Here is a 22,410-nt window from a genome sequence, read left to right on the forward strand (position 1 = left end):
AGGCCGAAGGATTTCTCGATGCAGCGCAGGGCGGTGATGGCGGGCTTGGCCCTGATGGGGCTGTCGGCATGTGGAGGCGGACGTCCGGCTCGGCCGCTGGTCGGCGCCGATGGACTGCCCCTGCCAACCTTCTACCGCATCACGCCTGAAATGGAGGCCGAGATCGGCTACCGCATGGCCGACTCGGTCAATTCGCTGCGGCAGGCGGCCGGGGCCGCTCCGGTGACGCTCGATCCGGCGCTGACGGCCGCTGCCGCGACCCACAGCCGCGACATGGCGGTACAGAACCGACCCTGGCATTTCGGATCGGACGGCTCGTCGCCGGTGGACCGGCTCCAGCGGGTGGGTTATCGCGGGACCCTCGTCGGAGAGGTGATCTCGGAAACCTACGAGGACGAGTTGCAGACGCTTTCCGCCTGGATGCAGGACCCGCAGACGCGCGACGTTATCCTGAACCGTAGCGCCAACCGGCTTGGCCTGGCGTGGTTCCAAGAGGAATCCGGTAAGATCTGGTGGACAATGGTCCTGGCTGCCTGACGCGGCCGCTACAAGGCGGGGTCAGACCCCGCCTTCTGAAACTCAGGGATAGATGAAGATCGGCGTTCCGTCAGGGACCATGGCGTAGATGTCTTCCATCTCGCGGTTGGTCACGGCGATGCAGCCAGCGGTCCAGTCTTGGTTCCGGCGCATCTCGCGCGGGGTGCCATGGATGAAGATATCACCGCCGGGTCGCACTCCCAGTGCCTCGGCACGGGCGAGATCGGTCTCGTTCGGATAGGATATCCCGATCGACAGGTGATAGCTGGAGTTCGGGTTCCGGCGGTTGATGACGTAGGCGCCTTCCGGCGTCCGCCCGTCGCCTTCCCACATCTTGGGACCGATAGGGTCACCCCCCAATTCGAAGGGATAGACATGCAGGGCCGTGTTCCCATGCATGACGTAAAGGCGTCGCTGCGCTTTGAAGGCCATCAGGCTCGTCACCTGGGGACCCTGGTAATTGCGGAACTTGGATGGTGTCCCGCAGCCGGCCAACGCCGCCAAGGCCACGCCACCCGCAAGGAGGGATCGTCTGGAAATCATCACTGTCGCCTGTCCGGTCTAGCGCCGTTCGACAGCAACATACCTGATTATCCACAACCCCGCGAGGGGTCGTGAACTCAGCCGAGCGAGAATCGTGTCGCCAACTCCACATGCGGGGACCAGCGGAACTGATCGACGACGGTGATGGGGTCCATGCGGTAGCCTGCCCCAAGGAGGGTCTTGGCATCGCGGGCGAAGCTTGCCGGATGACAGGATACATACGCCACCACCGGGACGTGGGCGTTCGCCAGTTCCCGCACCTGTGCTTCGGCCCCCGCTCGAGGAGGATCGATCACAGCCGCGTCAAAGCGCTTCAGGTCCTGGGCAAGGAGCGGGCGACGGAAAAGATCGCGCGCTTCCGTGGTGACGCGTCGTAGGCCAGGGGCGCCACGCCAGCCTTTCTGAAGAGCGTCCAGCATGGCCGCCTCGCCTTCGACGGCATGTACTTCGGCTGTTTCGGCCAAGGCCAGAGCAAAGGTCCCCACTCCGGCGAATAGGTCGGCCACGCGGGCCGCATCCCGCGTCGCTTCCCGAACCAGGGAAACCAGGGCCGCTTCGCCCTCGCGCGTGGCCTGAAGGAAGGCACCCGGTGGGGGAACGACACGGGCGCGACCCATGGCCTGCCAGGGTCCCTCGCGGAGGAACACAAGCTCATTGTTCCACGTGAAACGTGCCACGCCGGCCCGCGCGGCCCAGGCGGCAGCATCTTGGCGCAGCGCCACGTCGAGGTCTCGCCCGTCTTCTAACACTACGTCCGCTCCGACCGGGCTGTCAGTGATGGTGAGGCCGATCTCGCGGGAGCGCGACGCGGCCAAGGCAGTCAGGTCCAGAAGCGCGGGTCGCAGCGCCATGAGGCCGGGGGTCAGGATCCTGCAGTTTGGGTTGTCGATCACCGTATCCGAAGCCCGGGCGTGAAAGCCCAGGAGAGCGCCTTTCTTGAGGCGCCGCGCAGCAAGGCGCGCCCGACGGCGGCTTTGCGGCGGAGAGGTCAGGATGTGAGCGACCTCGCCTTCGATCCCTTGGCCTGCGAGGGCACCTCGCACGATCCCGGCCTTCCACTCGGCCACGAAGGTGTCCGAGGCGTGCTGCATGGCGCAGCCGCCGCAGCTGTTGAAGTGCGGGCAGGGCGGTCCCACCCGGTCGGCGGAGGGCGTGCGGATCCGCCAGGTGCCGTCCGGTCGGGGCTCGACCTCCTCGCCCGGGAGGGTGCGGGGCACCAAGCGCCCGTCCTCGAGCCGACCTTGGCCATGATGGGTAAGGGTTGCCACGCGCAGGGTGGCTGGGTCGGGAAGGACGGTCATGGCGCGGCCTGAGATGACAAGACCGCCTACATGAGCAGGCAGGCGGCCCGACGCAAGCGGGCAGGGCGCCGCACAGGCTATTCGGCGGCTTCGGCTTCCATCACCAGGAAACCGCCCGACTGGCGGTTCCAGTAGCGCGCGTACAGGCCGCCACGGGCCAGGAGCGCTTCGTGAGTGCCTTCCTCCACGATGGTTCCGGCGTCCATGACGACGATCCGGTCCATGCTGGCGATGGTGGACAGGCGGTGCGCGATGGCGATCACCGTCTTGCCGACCATGGCGTCCTCCAAAGCAGCCTGGATCTCAGCTTCGACCTCGCTGTCCAAGGCCGATGTCGCCTCGTCGAGCACGAGGATGGGCGCGTCCTTGAGCATGGCGCGGGCAAGCGCGATCCGCTGGCGCTGGCCGCCCGAGAGCTTCACGCCCCGCTCGCCCAGATGGGCGTCATAGCCTGTCCGTCCCTTGAAGTCCTCGAGGGTCAGGATGAAGTCGTGCGCCCGTGCGGCCCTGGCGGCGGCGATGACCTCCTCGTCGGTAGCGTCGGGACGGCCGTAGCGGATATTGTCGCGGGCCGAGCGGTTGAACATCGCCGTTTCCTGCGTGACCATGCCGATGGCCTTGCGGAGTGACTCCTGCGTGACGTGACGGACATCCTGCCCGCCCACGGTAATGCGCCCCCGCTCCACGTCGTAAAGCCGCAGCAGCAGCGCCACTAATGTGGACTTGCCGGCGCCCGACGCCCCCACGAGGCCGATCTTCTCACGCGGGGCGATGGTCAGGTCCAGGTTGTGAAGCCCGCCTCCTTCGTCCTCGTCGCCGTCCCGTCCATAGATGAAGTTCACGTTGTCGAAGCGGAGACCTTCGGCGTTCCGCAGCGGAACGGCGTCGGGGGCGTCGGCCATGGTGTGGTTGTGGGCAAGGGTGTTCATGCCATCCTCGACCTCGCCCACGTTGGCATAAAGGCCCATGAGCGCGAAGCTGACCCAGCCGGTCATCTGCGCGATCCGCAGCGCCACCGTGCCGGTCGCCGCGATGTCTCCCGGCGTGGCGGTGCCTTGCGTCCAGAAATGGAGCGTCAGCCCCACCATCAGGACTGGCAGGAGCCCCGCGATGACCATGAGGCCGAACCGGAAGCTTGTGGAGATCGTGCCATAGTCGAGCGTCTGCTCGCGGTAGCGGTCCATGGCCCGGATCGCGGCCTCGTCCTCGGCCTCGGCATGGGCAAAGAGCTTGACGGTCCGCATGTTGGTGATGGTGTCCACCACCTGCCCGGTGACCACGGCGCGGGCAGCGGCCCGTCCTTCGGCCCGCTTGCGGATGCGCGGCAGGAAGCGGCTGATGTAGAACAGGTAGCCCGCGAACCACAAGCCCAGCACCAGGCCCACCCGCCAGTCGATGGTGATGACCAGCAGCAGGGTGGCGATGACCGAGGACAGGGCAAAGACGATGGTGTTGATGAACTCCACCGTGGACTCGGTCACCGCCCGGCCGGTCTGCATCTGCTTCTGCGCGATGCGTCCCGCAAAGTCGTTGTCGAAGAAGGTGATGTCCTGTCCCAGCGTCCAGCGATGCAGGCGCGACAGCACCAGCACGTTGAGCGATGGACCGATCACCACCGACTGGAACATCGCGGACGCACCGAAGGTGAGCGGCCTCAGCACGACCAGGAACACGGCAATGGCGGAAAAGAGCACGACATGGTCCGACCAGAGCGTCCCGGGGCTGCTTTCGGAGGCCAAGTCGATCACCGTCCCGAGCAGGATCGCCGAGACCACCTCGGCGGTTCCGGCCAGCACGCTGACCACGGAAGCCACCATCAGAACCGGGAAGGATCCGCGCAGGCACCACTGGAAGAAGGCCCAAAGGGTTTGGGGCGGCCGGGGAACCGGGGTTTCGTCGAACGGCGGGATCAGGCGGGCGAACCACTCGGCCCAGTTCGGGCGTATGGGGTGCGGCTCGCTGGCATCGGTCATTCGGCAGCCTCCGTCAGGTCGGGATCGAGTGCAAGGAAGCCGCCGGACTGACGGTTCCAAAGTCGGGCATAGATTCCGCCTTGGGCGAGCAGCGCGTCATGGGCGCCGTCCTCCACGATCCGGCCCCCGTCGATGACGACGATCCGGTCCATGCGGGCGATGGTGGACAGGCGGTGCGCGATGGCGATCACCGTCTTGCCTTCCATCATGGAAGCCAGCGTTTCCTGGATCGCTGCCTCGACCTCGGAGTCGAGGGCCGAGGTCGCCTCGTCCATCACCAGGATCGGAGCGTCCTTCAGGATGACGCGGGCCAGGGCGATCCGCTGCCGCTGCCCACCCGACAGCTTGACCCCGCGCTCTCCCACCTTGGCGTCGTAGCCCCGATTCCCCTCACCGTCCTCGAGCCGAAGGATGAAGTCGTGCGCCTCAGCCTGCCGGGCGGCGTCGATCATCTCGGCCTCGGTCGCGTCAGGACGCCCGTAGAGGAGATTCTCTCGTACCGAGCGGTGAAGGAGGGAGCTGTCCTGCTGCACCATGCCGATCGCGGCGCGTAGGGAGTCCTGCGTCACGGCGCGGACGTCTTGGCCGTCGATTACAATCGCGCCACGCTCGGCGTCATAGAAGCGCAGGAGAAGCTTGACCAAGGTGGACTTCCCTGCCCCTGACCGGCCCACAAGGCCCACCTTCTGGCGCGGCTGGATCCGCAGGTCCAAGTCATCGAGGCCACCGCTGTCCTTCCCGTAGTGATGGGACACCTCACGGAACTCGATGCGCCCCTCATCGACCCGGAGAGGCTTGGCCCAGGCAGAGTCCAGAAGGGTGATGGGCTGCGCGATGCTGTCCATGCCTTCTCCGACAACGCCCAGGGCCTCGAAGAACTGCGACACGGACATCATGATCCAGCCCGACATGTTCGACAGCCGCAGCACGAGCGCGGATGCGGCGGCGACCACCCCGACCGAGGCTGCCCCTGCCGTCCAGAGCCAGATGGCCCAGCCGGTGACGCCCACGATCAGGATGCCGTTCAGGAGCGTCAGGCACAGGTCCATGATCGTGAAAAGCCGCATCTCGCGCTGAAAGGTGGTGCGGGTGCGTGCCATAGCGTCGCGGGCCTGGGCCAGTTCGCGGTCGCCCTGCGCGAACATCTTCACCGAATGGATGTTGGTGTAGGCGTCCACGACCCGGCCCGTCAGGGTGCTGCGGGCCTCGGAGGCGGCCTTGGAGGCAGGACCCATGCGGCGGACTGTCCAGACCACCAGCGCGCCATAGGGAATAAGCCAGAACGACAGCGGGATCAGGAGTCTGGGGTCAGCCGTCCAAAGGAGAATCCCGGCTCCCAAAATGTAGGAGATCGCATAGGCGATGGCGTCGAACATTTGATAGACGGCATCGCCCGCCGAGCTTGGAGCCTGCATGACCCGGCTGGCGAGGCGGCCGGCAAAGTCGTCCTCGAACCAGCCCACGGACTGGCGCAGGACGTGTCCATGGGACCGCCAGCGGATCAGCGTGCCGAAATTCGGGAGGATGGCGTTGTTCAGGAGCAGCGCCTGAAGGCCGAACACCACAGGACGCACCAGCAGCACGAAGCCCGCCACCAGGAGAAGCTCCAGCCCGTGCTCCCGCAGGGCGGTGTCGGGATCGGCGGCTGTCAGGGTGTCGATCAACTGGCCCGAATAGGAGATCAGCCAGAGTTCGATGAAAGCTACGCCGGCCGCGGCCAGGCCCGTGGCCCAGAACACGCCGCGGAACGGTCCCATGAAGGACCGCAGGAATGGCCAAAGCCGACGTGGCGGGTCATTGACCGCCGCATGGGCCGCGAAGGGATCGACGAGCTTTTCGAAGAAGCGGAACATGGGGCACGCAAAACGGGCCGCCGCCTGGGCAGGGCGGAACGGGCCATGAGGATCGGGGTGGCTCGGCGGATATAGATCGGCCCGGGCAGCAGGGAAACGGAAGCAGCCGCTTTTTCAGGCAGGGCCCTTACGGCAGGCTCAGCAGCGCCTCAGGGCGGAGGCCGAAGCCTGAGTCGATCCACGCCTGCTCCAGCGTCCGAAGGCGCTGGCCGAGGGCGCTGCCGGACAAGGGGGCGAGGTCGGCCGCAGACAGGGGAAAGCGCTGCGCTGCACCCTGGCGCGCGCGATCGGCGTCCTCCGCCGTCATGAGCGCATTCGACAGCGCTGCTCTCAGTGCCAGGATGTCGAGGGCATCCTCGGCCCCGAGCCGATAACCGAGTTCGCCCGGACTGGTCACGGTGCTCATCCCTTCGAGGAGGCGGGCCAGACGGTTGCCCTGAGCGCGCGACAGCCGGAGCCGATCCACGGGCTCCTCGCCGCCGATTGCAGCCAGCCGCCGCAGGGGGTCCGGAGGAAGCCCGGCCTCGCCCTCGATGTGCACCAGGGGACCCAGGAGTCCGTCCCCGGCGCCCGGAAGGATACGGGCCAGCGTTCCCGTAGCACGCATGGCCGCCACCGCCGGCGCGGGATCGGGAGCAGCCAGAAGCCGGAGCATCTCCTGCCCGACCCGTTCGCGCGACAGGGTGTCCAAGCCATCGAGGTTGCGCGCGACGGCATCCAGAGCGTCAGGATCGAGCCCTTCCTCTGGATCGCCGTGACAGGCATGGAAGCGGAAGTAGCGCAACGAGCGGAGGTAATCCTCCCGGATGCGCGTTCCGGGATGGCCAACGAACCGGACGCGCCGTGCCGCCAGATCCGGGAGCCCTCCCATCGGATCGAGCAGCGTCCCGTCCGCCGAAAGGTAGAGCGCATTCATGGTGAAGTCTCGGCGGCGGGCGTCCTCGGCCGGATCGGTTCCGAACGCGACGACGGCATGGCGGCCATCGGTTTCGACGTCACGGCGCAGCGTCGTGACCTCCACCGGGCGACCGGCCAGCACGGTGACCGTGCCATGATCGAGGCCGGTCGGCACGGGCCGGAGCCCCGCCGCCTCGGCCAATTCCATGACCCGGTGAGGAGCCGCATCCGTCGTGATGTCGATGTCACCCAAGGGACGGCCCAAAAGCGCATCGCGGACGGCGCCTCCGACGATCCAGGACCGATGGCCGCCCTCTCCCAGCATGGACAGGACGCGCTGCGCGGCCTCATCGGCCAGCAGCGGAGCCAAGGCGTCGGTCATGTCAGTCACGGACAGTCTCCATTCGTTCGGCAAGCCCGCGCAGAAGCCGGGCCGTCGCTCCCCAGATGTAATAGGGGCCGAACGGGACAACCCAATAGCGTCGGTGCCGTCCCTGCCAGCGGCGGCCTTCGATGCGGAAGTTGTCGAGCCTGACCAGATGCGACAAGGGCACGAAGAACACCTCGGCGACCTCGCCTGCCTCGGGCCTGGCTACGAATGGGGTGCGGATCAGGGCCAGGACGGCCGTCACGGAAAAGGCCGTCACAGTCTCGTGCGGACCGTAGGTGCCCAGAACCTCGACCTGCCCTGACGGCAGGCCCACTTCCTCGTGCGCTTCCCGCAGGGCCGCCGCCGCCGCGTCCTCTGTGCCGTCCAGCTTGCCCCCCGGCAGCGCGATCTGGCCGGGGTGATGGCGCAGATGAGCCGAGCGCTTGGTCAGGATCACCTGCGCCTCGGCTCCCGCCAAGTCTACTGCCAGCAGGACTGCGGCAGGCCGGAGTTCCCGGCCCGTCGGGCGGGGTAGGCCGGGATCGAGATCGAAGTCGGACGAGGCGGCCCGGGGAACCGCCAACGCCCGACGCAAAAGGACCTCGGCCTCAGAGGGATGCACTCGCGCCCGCCGGAACCGTCGCTTCGAAGCCCAGTGTGTTGGGCTCGAACTCGTAATGCGCGCCGCAGAACTGGCAGTCGGCTGTCACGATGCCCTCATCCGTCGTCATGTGGCCGATGTCCTTGGCCGAATAGATCGACAGCGACTGGCGTACCTTGTCCTCGCTGCAGGAGCAGCCGAAGCCCACGGGATGCGCGCTGAAGATGCGCGGGCCTTCCTCGTGGAACAGCCGCACGAGAAGGTCGGTGGGCTGCACCTGCGGCCCTACCAGCTCCAAATCCTCCACCGTGTCGAGAAGGATGTTGGCGCGGGACCAGTTCTCCCCCTCTTCACCATCAAGGATGTCGCTGTGATGCAAAAGCCCGTTCTCGCCCGTGCCTTCGGCAGCGGCGACGCCCATGCCGATCTTGGGCATGTGCTGCATCATGACACCACCCGCGCGCCACCGCTCCTCGGTTTCGCCGTTGAGCCGGGACCGGCCGAAGGACAGCGCGAAGCGCGTCGGCAGCTGCTCGGACTGCGCGAAATAGGTCTCGGCGCACGCGGCCAGCGATCCGCCCGCGAGCGGAGTGATGCCCTGGTAGGGGCTGGTCCCCTGCCCCTGGTCGATGAGGATCGCGAAATATCCCTTGCCGATTTGACGGAACGGCTCACCGGTCCCGTCCAGACGAGCGGGGTCGAAGCTCGCCCAGGCCCGGATGCGCGCCGGCTCGCCTTCGAATTCGGGAGCGTAGTAATCGGCCGCGATGATCCGGGCCGGGCCGTCGCCACGAACCTGGATCGACAGCTTCCAGCGCAGCTTGACCGTAGGCCCGATCAGCGCGGCCAGAAGGGCCGTCTCGGCCACCAGGGCCTCGATGGCGGGGGGATAATCATGCTGCGACAGGACCTTCTCCAGCGTTCCATCAAGGCGCGCCACGCGGCCCCGGATGTCCGAAGCGTCGAGTTGAAAGGGCAGGACGGTGTCGTCCCAGGCAAGTCGGGCGCCGAGGCTCATGGGAAATCCTTTAGCGAAGAATGCCGACGGCTCCAACAAAGGAGAGGGCGCGTCTGGCCGGAGAGGGGATCGGGCCACAATATAGGACGCAAGGCACGAGGTTTGAAGGGGTTGGCGATGCGGCGCTGGGGCGGAGCGGTGGAGCGGGGACGGACTTACAGGCGCAGGCCGGGGGCCTATGCGATACTGTGGCGCGACGGGACCCTGCTCCTGACACTCCAGGCCGAGCCCGAGTCCGAGATACAGCTTCCCGGCGGAGGGATCGATCCCGGCGAGTCCCCCTTGCGTGCGCTTCATCGGGAGGTGTTCGAGGAGACCGGATGGACCATAGCAGGGGCAAGGCGGCTCGGGGCCTACAAGCGGTTCGCCTATATGCCCGACTATGATCTTTGGGCGGAGAAGATCTGCCATGTCTGGCTGGCACGTCCATCCCGGAGGATCGGGCCGCCTCCGGAGCAGGCCCACGCACCACTCTGGGCGCCGCCCGCCGTGGCCCTCGACCTCCTGCCCAATCCGGCAGAGCGGGACTTTCTTCGGCGCGTCCTTCGGACAGAAAAGGGGCGGTACGCCATCGACTGGGCCTGAGGGGTACGACGATAGTTCAACACCCCTGAAGGGTCCCCTTGGCTGACCGGTCCGGCCGCCGATCGCGGCAGTAGCGGACCCCAAGATCCGAAGCGCGTCGATGTCTCGCCCACGGGTCGACCCGTAGACAGCACGGCCTGCGGAGAGCCGCCCCGCGCGCGGTCATGGGGCTGCCTTGTTCGCCTGCGTGAAACCCGCTAGGGCGCGCAAAACCTGCTCACGGAGTCGTGCCATGACCGCGCCTGCCCCCAAGAAGGTCGTCCTCGCCTATTCCGGCGGGCTCGACACCTCGATCATCCTGAAGTGGCTCCAGACGGAGTACGGCTGCGAGGTCGTGACCTTCACCGCCGACCTGGGCCAGGGCGAGGAGTTGGAACCGGCGCGCGCCAAGGCGGAGCTGCTGGGCATCCGGTCCGAGAACATCCACATTGAGGACCTGCGCGAGGAGTTCGTGCGGGACTTCGTGTTCCCGATGTTCCGCGCGAACGCGGTCTATGAGGGGCTTTACCTGCTCGGGACCTCCATCGCGCGGCCCCTGATCGCCAAGCGGCTTGCGGAGATCGCCGCCGAGACGGGCGCGGACGCGGTAGCGCATGGCGCGACCGGCAAGGGCAACGACCAAGTGCGGTTCGAGCTGGGCGTCGCGGCGCTGAACCCGGCGCTCAAGGTCATCGCGCCCTGGCGGCTGTGGGATCTGACCTCGCGGACGAAGCTGCTGGAGTTCGCCGAGGCGAACCAGATTCCCATCGCCAAGGACAAGCGGGGCGAGGCGCCGTTCTCGGTCGATGCGAACCTGCTGCACACGTCCTCCGAGGGGAAGGTGCTGGAGAACCCGGCCGACGAGCCGCCCGCCTATGTTTGGCAGCGCACCGTGGACCCCGAGGAGGCCCCCAATACCCCCGAGATGGTCGAGATCGGCTTCGAGTGTGGCGACGCCGTTTCGGTGAACGGCGAGCGGCTGTCGCCCGCGGCGTTGCTCGCGAAGCTCAACGAGCTGGGCGGCAAGCATGGCGTGGGACGGCTCGACCTCGTGGAGAACCGCTTCGTGGGAATGAAGTCGCGCGGCGCCTACGAGACGCCCGGCGGGACGATCCTGCTCGAGGCACATCGGGGGATCGAGCAGATCACGCTGGATGCGGGTGCTGGGCATCTAAAGGACTCGATCATGCCGCGCTATGCGGAGCTGATCTACAATGGCTTCTGGTTCAGCCCCGAGCGGGAGATGCTGCAGGCCCTCATCGATAAGTCGCAAGAGCATGTGGGCGGGACAGTGCGGGTCAAGCTTTTCAAGGGCTCGGTCCGGACGGTCGCACGGTGGTCGGACCACTCGCTGTATTCCGAAAAGCACGTGACCTTCGAGGAGGACGCGGGCGCCTACGACCAGAAGGACGCGGAAGGCTTCATCCGCCTGAACGCGCTGCGGCTCCGGCTGGTGGCGGTGCGGAACGCGCGGGCCAAGGGCTGAAAACGTCACCGGTCCTTACAAAGGCCGCTGCGATCAAGGGCAGTCCACGAGGCCGGGGCACGTCACCCCGGCCTTCCCAAACCCGGGTTGCACCTCAGTTTTCTTGAAAGGCTTCGGCTTCGTAGCGTGCGGGGATCGCATCAGCCGCCCCGTGGCGCGTGACCTTGAGCGCAGCGGCCCGGGTTGCAAGATCGATGGCTGCCGGCATCGCCTGCCCCGCATCGAGGCCAGCCAGAAGGTAGCCCGTGAAGGTGTCGCCCGCCCCTGTCGTGTCCACGGCGGTCACCCGGACAGAGGGAAATCGGGCCTCCTCATGGTTTCGGAGCCAGAGGCAACCCTCGGGTCCCAGAGTGACGATCACATCGGCGACCCCGAGGCTTCCCGGACCCTGCCCCGTGGCCTTCCGCAACTGCTCGGCCTCGACCTCATTAAGAACAAGCAGATCGGCAAAGGGTAGGATGGCCCGCACTGCACCGGCCTCGAACGGGGCGGCGGCATAGGCTACGCGAAGCCCACGGATCCGGGCCGAGCGGGCGGCCTCCACCTGATGATTGGTCTCGTTCTGGGTCAGGAACAGGTCACCAGCCCGCGCTCCCGCAAGCTGGGTGTCGATATGCGTAATGGGAACCTGCCGGTTCGTCCCGGGGTAAACGATGATCATGTTCTCGGCCGCATCATCCACGGCGATGATCGCATGGCCCGACGGGCTGTCGAGCGTCACGATGGCACCCGTGTCCACGCCATAGCTGCGCAGACGCTCGACCATCCAGCCACCCTCTGGGCCGACCGCGCCGATATGTCTTATATTGCCACCAGCCCGTGCACAGGCTACCGACATGTTTGCTCCCTTGCCGCCAAGCCCAGTGGTCAAGCTGCGTGCGGCGAGCGTCTCTCCCGGCCCAGGGATGTGAGGAAGGGCATAGACATGGTCGGCGTTGATGCTGCCGAGGTTCCAAACGGTCATGGTTGCGCCTCCGGCCGTTCCAACTGCGCGGCGGCCATCATCGCCATGTTGAGCACGTCGCTGGCGGTCGACACGGTGGAGCAGAGCTGGATCGGACGATCCACGCCGGCGAGGATGGGGCCGATCACCGTCGCCCCGGCCATCTCCTGCATGAGCTTCACGCTGATGGAGGCCGAGTGGCGGGCCGGCATGACAAGCACGTTTGCGGGGCCGGTGAGCCGCTGGAACGGATAGGCCTCCTGCGCCTTGGGATTCAGCGCCACGTCGACGGTCATCTCTCCCTCGTACTCGAAGTCAGCGCCTTCCTCGTCCAGCACGCGCGGGGCGAGGTGCATCTTGGTGGCTCTCTCGGACACCGGGTGCCCGAAGGTGGAGAAGCTGAGGAACGCCACGCGGGGGGTGAGTCCAAGGTCGCGGGCGACCTGCGCGCCGCGCCGGGCGATGAGGGCGAGGTCGCGCTCCATCGGCCATTCCTGCACCAGCGTGTCGGCGATGAGCACGATGCGTCCCCGGTGCAGGACCGCTGTGACGCCGACGACGCCGCTCGTGGTGTCCACATCGAAGACATGGCCGATCAGGTCCATGACATGGGCGGACTTGCGCGTGGCCCCGGTCACGAGGCCATCGCCGTGGCCATGCGCCAGCATCAGCGCTGCAAAGACATGGCGGTCCCGGGCGGCCAGACGGTGGATGTCCTCTCCGTCGAAACCACGTCGCTGCAAGCGGCGATACAGGAAGGCCTTGTAGGTTTCGAGATGCGGGGTGTTGGCGGCGTTCACGACCTCGATCTCGCCCACAGCATCCGCCATGCCTTCAATGGTAAGCTTTTCCTTCACGTCGCCCGATCGGCCGACCACAACGGCCCGTCCACAGCCGCTCCGTTGGTAGTTCACGGCGGCCCTAAGCACACGCGGGTCGTCGCCTTCGGCGAAGATCATGACGGCTTGGGCGGCACGCGCCCGAGCGTGGATGCCGCGCAGGACGCTGGCGGTCGGGTCAAGGCGGGACCGGAGCTGGGCGTCATAGGCCTCGGCGTCCTCGATGGGCCTGCGGGCGACCCCGCTGCGCATCCCGGCTGCGGCCACCGCGGGCGGGACGCGGTGGATCAGGCGCGGGTCGAAAGGCGTGGGAATGATGTAGTCGCGCCCGAAGGCCAGCTTCTTTCCATAGGCCAAGGCGACCTCGTCGGGCACGTCCTCGCGCGCCAGCGCGGCCAGCGCCTCGGCGCAGGCGATCTTCATGGCATCGTTGATGGCGCGGGCCCGGATATCGAGCGCGCCCCGGAACAGGTAGGGGAAGCCCAGGACGTTGTTGACCTGGTTGGGATAGTCCGACCGTCCTGTGGCGACGATGGCGTCGGGCCGGACGGCATGGGCCTCCTCGGGGGTGATCTCGGGGTCGGGGTTGGCCATCGCAAAGATCACCGGGTCGCGCGCCATGGACGCCACCATCTCGGGCGTCACCGCGCCCTTGGCGGACACGCCGAGGAAGACGTCAGCGCCCTGCATGGCCTCCTCTAGGGTACGAAGATCGGTCTGGATGGCGTGGCCGGACTTCCACTGATTCATGCCATCGGTGCGCCCTTGGTAGATCACGCCCTTGGTGTCGCAGACGATGCAGTTCCGGGGGTCGGCGCCCATGGATTTCAGCAGCTCGATGCAGGCGATCCCGGCCGCGCCCGCGCCGTTCAGGACGATGCGGCAATCCTTGAGCTGCTTGCCCGTCAGATGCAGCGCGTTGATAAGGCCTGCCGCGCAGATCACCGCCGTCCCATGCTGGTCGTCGTGGAAGACGGGGATGTCCATTTCCTCCTTGAGGCGGCTTTCAATGATGAAGCACTCGGGTGCCTTGATGTCTTCAAGGTTGATGCCGCCAAACGAGGGGCCGAGAAGGCGGACTGCGTTGCAAAAGGCATCCACGTCCTCGGTATCGAGTTCCAGGTCGATGCTGTTGATGTCGGCGAAGCGTTTGAACAGGACGGACTTGCCCTCCATCACCGGCTTGGAAGCCAGCGCGCCCAGGTTGCCCAGGCCCAGGACGGCGGTGCCGTTGGAGATGACGGCCACGAGGTTGCCCTTGTTGGTCAGGTCATAAGCCAGGCCCGGGTCGTCGCGAATGGCAAGGCAAGGGATCGCCACGCCGGGCGAATAGGCCAGCGACAGGTCGCGCTGGGTCGTCATGGGCTTGGTGGCCTGGATCTCCCATTTGCCGGGATGCGGTTCGCGATGGAAGGCCAGCGCCTCCTCGGGCGTGATGCGTGCGCGTGCCATGATGTCCCCCCTGTTCGGCCCGAGATTGCGCGACGGCCACGCCCGCCGCAACGGGGAACGGCGGGGTCTGGCCCGGCGGCGCGCAAGGGCCTAGCGTTGCAAGCGGTTCGCGGGGGACAGGACGATGGACGGTACAGGGCCTGACACGGGCGCCGTGACACCGATGATGGCGCAATATCTGGAGATCAAGGGGCGGCACCCGGACGCGCTCCTGTTCTACCGGATGGGCGACTTCTACGAGATGTTCTTCGAGGACGCCGAACAGGCGGCCCAGGCGCTCGACATCGCGCTCACCAAGCGGGGGCAGCACTTGGGGCGGGACATCCCCATGTGTGGTGTCCCGGTTTCCACAGCCGAGGGCTACCTGCTCCAGTTGATCCGCAAGGGCTTTCGCGTCGCTGTGGCCGAGCAGCTCGAGGATCCGGCAGAGGCCAAGAAGCGTGGATCCAAGTCCGTGGTGCGGCGCGATGTCGTGCGACTGGTTACGCCGGGCACGCTGACCGAAGACGCGTTGCTGGAAGCACGGCGGCCGAACTTCCTGGCCGCCTATGCGCGTCTCAAGGATGACGCGGCCCTGGCCTGGGCCGACATCTCGACCGGAGCCTTCGGGGTCAAGGCCTGCCCGAGCGGCAGCCTAGAGGCCGAACTCGCGCGGCTGGCTCCCCGGGAGCTTCTGGTCTGCGACGAGCAAGAACGGGAGTTGTCGCCGACCGCCGAGGGGGCCGGAGCGCAGCTGACCCCGTTGCCACGAGCGGCCTTCGACCCGCTGTCGGGGACGCGGCGGCTCCTGGCGTGGTTCGGCGTTGCGACGCTGGACGGCTGGGGGGCGTTCGGGCGAGCCGAGGTCGGCGCCATGGCGGCCCTGGTCGACTACCTCGACCTGACGCAGAAAGGCGCGCGGCCGCATCTCAGCCCACCGGTTCGGGAAGCGGAAGGCGAGGTGATGGAGATCGACGCTGCCACCCGAAACTCCCTGGAGTTGACACGGGCGCTGGGCGGCGGGCGGCAGGGATCCCTGCTGGCCTGCATCGACCGGACCGTGACGGCTGCCGGGGCAAGGCAGCTCGAGGCGCGGCTGGCCGCTCCATCGCGCCTTTCAGAGGTCATCGGGGCCAGGCTCGATGCCATAGAGGTCCTCGTCGAGCGGCCCGACCTTGGACAAGCGCTGCGGGACGCCCTACGGGGCGCACCTGACATGGACAGGGCGCTGTCGCGTCTCGCGCTGGACCGCGGCGGTCCTCGGGATCTGGGCTCGCTGCGGGATGCGCTGCGTGTGGCGGAGCGGCTGGCTGATTTGCTCGACTGCGCCGACCTGCCCCCTTTGCTGGTCCGGGCCGCGCGCGGGCTTGCCCGGCCCGAGGGGCTGACCGGGTTGCTGGACGAGGCGCTCGTGGCCTCACCGCCGACGCTCGCGCGTGATGGCGGCTTCGTAGCCACCGGGTTCGCGGGGGACCTCGATCAGGCGCGGCGGCTGCGGGACGAGGGGCGGGCGGTCATCGCGGCCATGCAGGCCGAGTATGCCGAGCAGACCGGCGTGGCCTCGCTCAAGATCAGGCACAACGGCACGCTGGGCTATGTCGTCGAGGTCACCACGGCCCAGGCCGACAAGCTGAGACGTCCACCCTTCGACACGGTGTTCCACCACCGCCAGACCACGGGGTCCGCGGTGCGCTTCGCGACGCAGGCCCTGAGCGAGACCGAGGCGAGGCTCCTGAATGCGGGCGAGGAGGCGCTGGCCATCGAGCGACGCATCTTTGCCGAGTTGCGCGGGGCGGTATTGTCAGAGGCGGCGGCCCTGGCCCGCGTGGCCGGAGCGTTGGCCGAGGTGGATGTCGCGGCAGCGTTGGCCGATCTGGCCGTGCAGGAGGGGTGGACCCGGCCCATCCTGGACACGTCGCGCGTGTTCCGCGTCCGAGGGGGCCGTCACCCGGTGGTGGAAGCCGCGCTGCGGCGACAGGGGCAGGCCTTCGTGGCCAACGACTGCGACCTGTCGGACCGCCTGATCCGGCTGCTGACCGGGCCCAACATGGGTGGCAAGAGCACGTATCTGCGGCAAGCTGCGCTTCTGGCCGTGCTGGCGCAGGCCGGAAGCTTCGTGCCGGCCGAACGGCTGGAACTGGGGCTGGTGAGCCGACTGTTCAGCCGGGTGGGCGCGTCGGATGACCTGGCGCGCGGGCGGTCGACCTTCATGGTGGAGATGGTTGAAACGGCGGCGATCCTGCACCGGGCCGACGACCGAAGCCTCGTGCTGCTGGATGAGATCGGGCGCGGCACGGCGACTTGGGACGGATTGTCGATCGCCTGGGCGGTGCTGGAGCACCTGGAAGGGGTGAACCGCTGTCGGGCCATCTTTGCCACGCACTACCATGAACTGGCCACGCTCGCCGCATCCCTGCCATGCGCATCCAACGCTCATGTGGCGGTGGCAGACTGGGAGGGCGAGGTCGTGTTCCTGCATGAGGTCCGCGACGGGGCGGCGGACCGCAGCTATGGCGTGCAGGTCGCCAAGCTTGCCGGCCTGCCCCCAAAGGTGGTCGCACGCGCAAGGGCCGTGTTGCGCGGGCTGGAGGCCCGCGCACGCGAGGGGGGTCCCCGAACCCTGGAGGAAGAGTTGCCTCTTTTTGCCCGCGGGGTCGATGCGGAACAGGCGCGGGAGCCATCGCCCCTGGAGGAGCGGCTGCGCGCGGTGCCGGTGGACGACCTGAGCCCGCGCGAGGCCCTGGCGCTGATCTATGAGCTTAGGGAGATGCTCGAGACATCGGAAAACCCACGCGGCAGCTGACCGGCGTGGGTTTCCTAGCCCCTGCAGGGGGGCGAAGGCCGGAGTTCGCCCCGACCTACGAAGCCGGCATGGAGGACACGCCCACCTGCGCGGGACGCAGCAGGCGGTCGTAGAGCATGAAACCTTCGGTTGCGACCTGGATGATGTCGCCCGCCCGGGTCCCCGGCAGCGGCGCTTCGAACATGGCCTGATGGACAGCCGGGTCGAAGCGATCCCCCACCTGGGGCGCGATCACCGTGATGCCATGCCGCGAGAAGACGTTGACCACCTCGCGCATGGTCAGGTCGATGCCTTCCAGCAGCGCGGCGTTCGCCTCGCGCTGCTCCGGGGTGACGGCGTCGAGAGCGCGGCGCAGGTTGTCGTAGATGGGGAGAAGATCGCGGGCGAGCCGGGTGGCGCCGTACTGCTCCGCTTCGCGGCGGTCCCGCTCGGCACGCTTGCGCATGTTCTCGGTTTCGGCCAACTGCCTCAGGACGCGGTCCTTGAGGTCCTCGCGCTCTGCCCTCAGGGCGTCGAGTTCGGCCAGGAGATAGGCATGCGCCTGTTCCTCGGCGTCAGCCTCGGCGGCCAGGTCGTCGAGCGACCTGAGGTCTTCGGAGGCCAGCGTCTGGGGGTCGGGTCGGTCGGACATTCGGATATCCTTCAGGATCGTTCGGAGAGGAGGCGGCCCACGAGCTGCGCCGTATAGTCCACGATGGGGACGATGCGCCCGTAGTTGAGCCGCGTGGGGCCTATGACGCCGATGGCCCCGACGATGGTACGGTCGGCGTTCATATAGGGCGACACCACGAGAGATGAACCCGAGAGCGAGAAGAGCTTGTTCTCGGATCCGATGAAGATGCGCACGCCCTCGGCGCCTTGTGCGAGTTCAAGGAAACTCGCGATGTCGCTCTTGCGCTCGAGGTCGTCCATGAGCGAGCGCACGCGGTCGAGGTCGGCCTGCGACTCGGGCCTGTCGAGCAGGTTGCCGGCGCCGCGCACGATCAGCCGCTCGGGCGCGCCATGCTGTTCGTCGGCCCAGGTAGCCAGGCCGCTTTCGACCATGGCCTGCGCCAAGGCATCGAGTTCCTGCCGGCGTTGCTCCATCTCGCGCGCGATGGCGGCGTGGAGTTCCGCCAGGGTTCGTCCTTCGGCCAACGCGTTCAGGAAATTGGCCGCCTCGCGCATGGAGGACGGGGTCTGGCCTGGTGGCGGGACGAAGACCCGGTTCTCTACATGGCCGTCGGCGAAGACGAGGACCACGAGAGCCCGGTCGGGCCCGAGCGAGACGAACTCCACATGGCGGATCGGCGCCCCATCGCGCTTGGGGGCGAGCACGAGGCTCGCGCCGCGGGTCAGCCCGGACAGGGCGGCGCCCACCCGGTCGAGGGCGTCGGTCACGTCGGCGTTGCGTCGGCCCGATGGGCTCGCGACCGTCGACTCCAGCCGCTCCCGGTCCTCGCCGGCCATGGGACCGACCTCGAGAAGGCCGTCCACGAACAGGCGCAAGCCTGCCTGGGTCGGCACGCGGCCGGCGCTCACATGGGGATGACCCAGCAAGCCCAACTCTTCTAGGTCCTGCATCACGTTGCGGATCGTGGCGGCGCTCACCTGCTGTGACATGCTCCGGGTCAGGCTGCGCGAGCCGATCGGCTGACCCGTTTCCAGATAGGCCTCGACCACGCGGCGGAAGACCTCGCGCGAGCGGTCGTTCATTTCCTCCATGACGGTCGAGCGGTCGGGCATGGGCCTGCAAGGTCTCCGGGGCGAACGCATGTAAGCAGGGCACCGGTGGGCGTCAACGGGACGCGGACAGGCGGGTTGGCGGGACGGCCCGTCTCATGTAGGGGCCTGAGCCGACCATCCAAAGGAGTTTCCATGCGCCCCTCCGGCCGCCAGACCGACGCGTTGCGTCCCCTCTCCATCGAGCCCCACGTCAACCGGCATGCCGAAGGCTCCTGCCTCATCCGCCTGGGGAACACGCATGTGATCTGCACGGCTTCGCTGGAAGAGCGGGTGCCGCCCTTCCTCAAGAACACCGGCAAAGGTTGGGTCACGGCCGAATACGGAATGCTGCCGCGCGCCACCAACACGCGGATGCGCCGCGAAGTGAAGGACGGTCCCTCGGGCCGGACGCAGGAAATCCAGCGCCTGATTGGACGCAGCCTGCGCGCCGGAACCGATCTCGTGGCCTTGGGCGAACGGCAGATCACCGTGGACTGCGACGTGATCCAAGCCGATGGCGGCACGCGCTGCGCCGCGATCACCGGCGGCTGGGTGGCGCTGCGGCTGGCCGTGAACCGGCTGCTCAAGGCCAACGCGATTCAGCGCAACCCTCTGGATCATCCAGTCTCTGCGGTTTCGGTTGGGCTTTATGCCGGACAGCCGGTGCTGGACCTCGACTATCCGGAAGACAGCGAGGCGGGCGTCGATGCCAACGTCGTGATGACGGGCGAGCGCATGATCGAGGTGCAGATGAGCGCGGAAGGCTCGACTTTCTCGCGCGAGCAGATGGCGGTGCTGCTGGATCTCGCCGCTCAGGGCAACGGGATTCTGGCGCAGGCGCAGCTGACGGCGGTCGCCTGATGCGGCGTCTGACCGGCTCGCATCTGGTGGTGGCCACCGGCAACAAGGGCAAGCTCGAGGAAATGCGGGCGCTGCTGGGCCCGCGTGGAATCGAGATCACCTCGAACAAGGACCACGGGCTGCCCGAGCCGGAGGAGACCGAGGATACCTTCCTGGGCAATGCCCGGATCAAGGCGCATGCGGCGGCACAGGCGTTGGACCTGCCGGCGCTTGCCGACGACTCCGGCATCGAAGTCGAGGCCTTGGGCGGCGCACCCGGCGTGCGGACGGCGGACTGGGCGGAAACGCCCAATGGCCGCGATTTCATGCTGGCGATGGAACGCACGCACGAGGCGCTGGTCGCCGCTGGTGCGGCCGAGCCCTGGCGGGCCCGGTTCGTGTCCGTCCTCGTGCTGGCTTGGCCCGATGGGCACGAGGAAAGCTTCCGGGGCGAGGTCAACGGTCGCGTGATCTGGCCGCCGCGCGGGGTGCAGGGGCACGGATACGACCCCATCTTCGTTCCCGACGGACATGACAGGGCCTTTGCGGAGATGACGGCTGAGGAGAAGAACGCGATGAGCCACCGGGGCCAGTCGATCCGCGCCTTCGAGGCCGCCTGCCTTGGCTGACGGCGCACGCCTGATGCCCGAGGCCGGAACGCGGGCGAAGGACTGGGAAGCCGGGGGCTTCGCGCTGTACGTCCATTGGCCGTTCTGCCAAGCCAAGTGCCCTTACTGCGACTTCAACAGCCATGTGGCTCGGACGATCGATCAAGTGCGTTGGGCGCGGGCCTATGAAGCCGAGATCGCCCGCGCCGCCCGAGAGGTGCCGGGGCGGGTGCTCCGCTCGATCTTCCTCGGCGGGGGCACGCCTTCGCTCATGGAACCCGAAACGGTCGAGGCGGTGGTCGGGGCCGCGCGGGCTGCCTGGGGCTTTTCGAACGACATCGAGATCACCATGGAGGCCAACCCGACCTCCGTCGAAGCGGGCCGATTCCGGGGCTACCACGCGGCCGGAGTGAACCGGCTTTCGCTGGGGGTGCAGGCCCTGAACGACCGAGACCTCCGGGCTCTGGGGCGGCTTCATTCGGCGGAGGAGGCCGTGCAAGCCTTTGGGATGGCGCGCGACAGCTTCGAACGGGTCAGCCTGGATCTCATCTATGCACGGCAAGGCCAGACCCCGGACGACTGGGCGGCGGAGCTGAGTCAGGCTCTGGGCCTCGCCGCAGGCCATCTGTCCTTGTACCAGCTGACGATCGAGGATGGGACGGCCTTCGGGGACCGTTTCGCGGCGGGCAAGCTGCGGGGCCTGCCCGATGAGGATCGCGCGGCCGACATGTGGGACATCACGCAACGCCTGACCGAAGCGGCGGGGCTCCCCGCTTATGAGGTGTCGAACCATGCGGCACCCGGACAGGAGAGCCGCCATAACCTCGTCTACTGGCAGGGTGGCGACTGGGTCGGCATCGGACCGGGCGCGCATGGGCGGCTGACGGTGGACGGTGTGCGGGCCGCGATCGAAACGGAACGGACGCCGGGGCGCTGGCTCCAGATGGTCGAGCAGAATGGCTCAGGCGAGAGCCAGCGGGAGAACCTGAGGGCGCTGGAAGCCGCCGAGGAACGCCTGATGATGGGATTGCGACTGGCCGAAGGCGTGGAGATGGATCGGCTCCGGATGCTGGACGGCCTCGTAGGACGGACGGACTCGCTGGCTGATATGGGGCTCGTGGACATCCGCGAGGGACGGCTCTGCGCCACCACAGCCGGGCGGCCGGTCCTCAATGCCGTGCTGCGCGAGCTTCTCGCCTGAGGATCAGCCCGCGGACAGGCGGCGGATCACCTCGTCCAACTGATCCAGCGTCTTGTAGGTGAGGGTCAAGCGCCCACCCTGGCCCTTGCCAACCTGATCGATCCGTACGGCCAGCCCCAGCGCGGCGGAGAGTTCGCCCTCCATGGCGCGGGTGTCTGCGTCCTTCCCGTTCCTGGCGGAACGCTTGGCGTCGCCCTCGGGCTGCTTGGCGATGCGTTCGGCGTCACGCGCCGAAAGACCCTTTTCCGCGATGCGGCGGGCCAGGTCCAATGCGCGGGGATGGCCGATCAGCGGACGGGCGTGGCCCGCGCTGATGGCACGGTCGGACACCATCTGCTGCACTTCCTTGGGAAGCTGCAGAAGACGCATCTGGTTCGCGACATGGCTGCGGCTTTTGCCGAGGGCGCTGGCCACCTGCTCCTGGCTGTGGCCGAAACGGTCGATCAGGCTGCGATAGGCTGCGCCCTCGTCGATAGGATTGAGGTCGTCGCGCTGGATGTTCTCGATGATAGCGATCTCGAGGAGTTCGGCATCGTCGTAGTTCCGGACGATGACAGGCAGTTCGGACAAGCCTGCCTTTTGGGCGGCGCGCCAGCGGCGTTCGCCGGCCACGATCTGCCAGGCAGACGGCTCCTTGGGGTCAGGGCGGACGATCAGGGGCTGGATGACGCCTTTGGTCCTAAGCGACGCCGCCAGTTCCTCGAGCGCATCGGGCTCGAAGGTGCGGCGGGGCTGATCGGGATTGGGCCGGAGCGCCTCGATGGGCATCATGCGGTCCGGGCTGCGCGGGGGCTCGGGCGGCGGGGCCGCCTCCTTGGCGAGGTCTGTGCCGAGATCCGCCATCAGCGCGGACAGGCCGCGTCCGAGGCCGCGTTTCACGAGGGGTTTCTCGGCCATG

General features: G+C 67.6%; 19 protein-coding genes. 7 read left to right on the forward strand and 12 right to left on the reverse strand.

Translation table 11 applies throughout. The annotated features are described in order from the left end of the window. The first annotated feature begins 18 nt into the window (after window positions 1-18). Window positions 19-537 carry a divisome-associated lipoprotein DalA gene (gene dalA / locus FHG66_RS14785; RefSeq protein WP_139077837.1) on the forward strand — a complete coding sequence of 173 codons (519 nt, stop codon included), beginning with the start codon at window positions 19-21 and terminating at the stop codon, window positions 535-537. A 42-nt stretch (window positions 538-579) separates the two neighbouring features. Here the strand turns inward: dalA and FHG66_RS14790 are convergent, their stop codons facing one another. From FHG66_RS14790 to hslO, 7 genes are all read right to left on the reverse strand, one after another. Next, entirely contained in the window at window positions 580-1,080 is a 501-nt protein-coding gene (locus tag FHG66_RS14790; protein WP_139077838.1) for a L,D-transpeptidase family protein, read from the reverse strand. 77 nt (window positions 1,081-1,157) lie between these two features. Then, window positions 1,158-2,381, reverse strand: a complete 1,224-nt coding sequence (locus FHG66_RS14795; RefSeq protein ID WP_139077839.1) for a class I SAM-dependent RNA methyltransferase — start codon at window positions 2,379-2,381, stop codon at window positions 1,158-1,160. Between the two features lie 77 nt (window positions 2,382-2,458). Next, window positions 2,459-4,354: an ABC transporter ATP-binding protein gene (locus tag FHG66_RS14800; RefSeq protein WP_139077840.1), complete on the reverse strand. Its 1,896-nt coding sequence runs from the start codon at window positions 4,352-4,354 to the stop codon at window positions 2,459-2,461. Then, a complete protein-coding gene (locus tag FHG66_RS14805; RefSeq protein ID WP_139077841.1) occupies window positions 4,351-6,207 on the reverse strand; it encodes an ABC transporter ATP-binding protein in 1,857 nt (618 codons plus the stop codon). The genes FHG66_RS14800 and FHG66_RS14805 overlap by 4 nt, the downstream gene beginning before the upstream one ends. 127 nt (window positions 6,208-6,334) lie before the next feature. Continuing rightward, window positions 6,335-7,486 (reverse strand): CCA tRNA nucleotidyltransferase, encoded by a 1,152-nt coding sequence (locus FHG66_RS14810; RefSeq protein WP_139077896.1) that lies wholly within the window; start codon window positions 7,484-7,486, stop codon window positions 6,335-6,337. Window position 7,487: 1 nt separating this feature from the next. Further along, entirely contained in the window at window positions 7,488-8,096 is a 609-nt protein-coding gene (locus FHG66_RS14815; RefSeq protein WP_139077842.1) for a CoA pyrophosphatase, read from the reverse strand. Then, on the reverse strand, window positions 8,083-9,093 hold the full coding sequence (gene hslO, locus FHG66_RS14820) for an Hsp33 family molecular chaperone HslO (protein WP_139077843.1): 1,011 nt from the start codon (window positions 9,091-9,093) through the stop codon (window positions 8,083-8,085). Before hslO ends, FHG66_RS14815 begins: the two co-directional genes overlap by 14 nt. Before the next feature lie 117 nt (window positions 9,094-9,210). Between hslO and FHG66_RS14825 the strand changes: the two genes are divergently transcribed. Continuing rightward, window positions 9,211-9,678, forward strand: a complete 468-nt coding sequence (locus tag FHG66_RS14825) for an NUDIX domain-containing protein (protein WP_139077844.1) — start codon at window positions 9,211-9,213, stop codon at window positions 9,676-9,678. A gap of 232 nt (window positions 9,679-9,910) precedes the next feature. Beyond that, a complete protein-coding gene (locus FHG66_RS14830) occupies window positions 9,911-11,143 on the forward strand; it encodes an argininosuccinate synthase (protein ID WP_139077845.1) in 1,233 nt (410 codons plus the stop codon). Window positions 11,144-11,237: 94 nt separating this feature from the next. On the opposite strand, the gene FHG66_RS14835 is transcribed toward FHG66_RS14830, so the two are convergent. Together FHG66_RS14835 and FHG66_RS14840 are read right to left on the reverse strand one after the other, a co-directional pair. After that, entirely contained in the window at window positions 11,238-12,107 is an 870-nt protein-coding gene (locus tag FHG66_RS14835; protein WP_139077846.1) for a ribokinase, read from the reverse strand. Then, window positions 12,104-14,377 (reverse strand): NADP-dependent malic enzyme, encoded by a 2,274-nt coding sequence (locus FHG66_RS14840; protein WP_139077847.1) that lies wholly within the window; start codon window positions 14,375-14,377, stop codon window positions 12,104-12,106. Before FHG66_RS14840 ends, FHG66_RS14835 begins: the two co-directional genes overlap by 4 nt. A gap of 124 nt (window positions 14,378-14,501) precedes the next feature. Between FHG66_RS14840 and mutS the strand changes: the two genes are divergently transcribed. Then, complete coding sequence (mutS, locus tag FHG66_RS14845) at window positions 14,502-17,159, forward strand: DNA mismatch repair protein MutS (RefSeq protein ID WP_139077848.1); 2,658 nt, start codon at window positions 14,502-14,504, stop codon at window positions 17,157-17,159. A 55-nt stretch (window positions 17,160-17,214) separates the two neighbouring features. Here the strand turns inward: mutS and FHG66_RS14850 are convergent, their stop codons facing one another. Further along, the gene (locus FHG66_RS14850; protein WP_139077849.1) at window positions 17,215-17,790 is read right to left on the reverse strand and encodes a nucleotide exchange factor GrpE; all 576 of its coding nucleotides are present in this window, start codon (window positions 17,788-17,790) and stop codon (window positions 17,215-17,217) included. Window positions 17,791-17,801: 11 nt separating this feature from the next. Next, window positions 17,802-18,884, reverse strand: coding sequence for a heat-inducible transcriptional repressor HrcA (hrcA, locus tag FHG66_RS14855; RefSeq protein WP_139077850.1), 1,083 nt, complete (start codon window positions 18,882-18,884; stop codon window positions 17,802-17,804). A 132-nt stretch (window positions 18,885-19,016) separates the two neighbouring features. Between hrcA and rph the strand changes: the two genes are divergently transcribed. Genes rph through hemW form a run of 3 tightly spaced genes read left to right on the forward strand, consistent with a single transcriptional unit; the run spans window position 19,017 to window position 21,512 of the window. Then, the gene (rph, locus tag FHG66_RS14860; RefSeq protein WP_139077851.1) at window positions 19,017-19,724 is read left to right on the forward strand and encodes a ribonuclease PH; all 708 of its coding nucleotides are present in this window, start codon (window positions 19,017-19,019) and stop codon (window positions 19,722-19,724) included. After that, the gene (gene rdgB, locus FHG66_RS14865; protein WP_139077852.1) at window positions 19,724-20,332 is read left to right on the forward strand and encodes an RdgB/HAM1 family non-canonical purine NTP pyrophosphatase; all 609 of its coding nucleotides are present in this window, start codon (window positions 19,724-19,726) and stop codon (window positions 20,330-20,332) included. The genes rph and rdgB overlap by 1 nt, the downstream gene beginning before the upstream one ends. A 13-nt stretch (window positions 20,333-20,345) precedes the next feature. After that, window positions 20,346-21,512, forward strand: a complete 1,167-nt coding sequence (hemW, locus tag FHG66_RS14870; protein ID WP_139077897.1) for a radical SAM family heme chaperone HemW — start codon at window positions 20,346-20,348, stop codon at window positions 21,510-21,512. 3 nt (window positions 21,513-21,515) lie between these two features. On the opposite strand, the gene FHG66_RS14875 is transcribed toward hemW, so the two are convergent. Continuing rightward, window positions 21,516-22,409, reverse strand: coding sequence for a ParB/RepB/Spo0J family partition protein (locus FHG66_RS14875; protein WP_139077853.1), 894 nt, complete (start codon window positions 22,407-22,409; stop codon window positions 21,516-21,518). Window position 22,410 lies beyond the last annotated feature (1 nt).

It is taken from the genome of Rubellimicrobium rubrum (genome assembly GCF_006152115.1).
Taxonomy (GTDB): Bacteria; Pseudomonadota; Alphaproteobacteria; order Rhodobacterales; family Rhodobacteraceae; genus Rubellimicrobium; species Rubellimicrobium rubrum.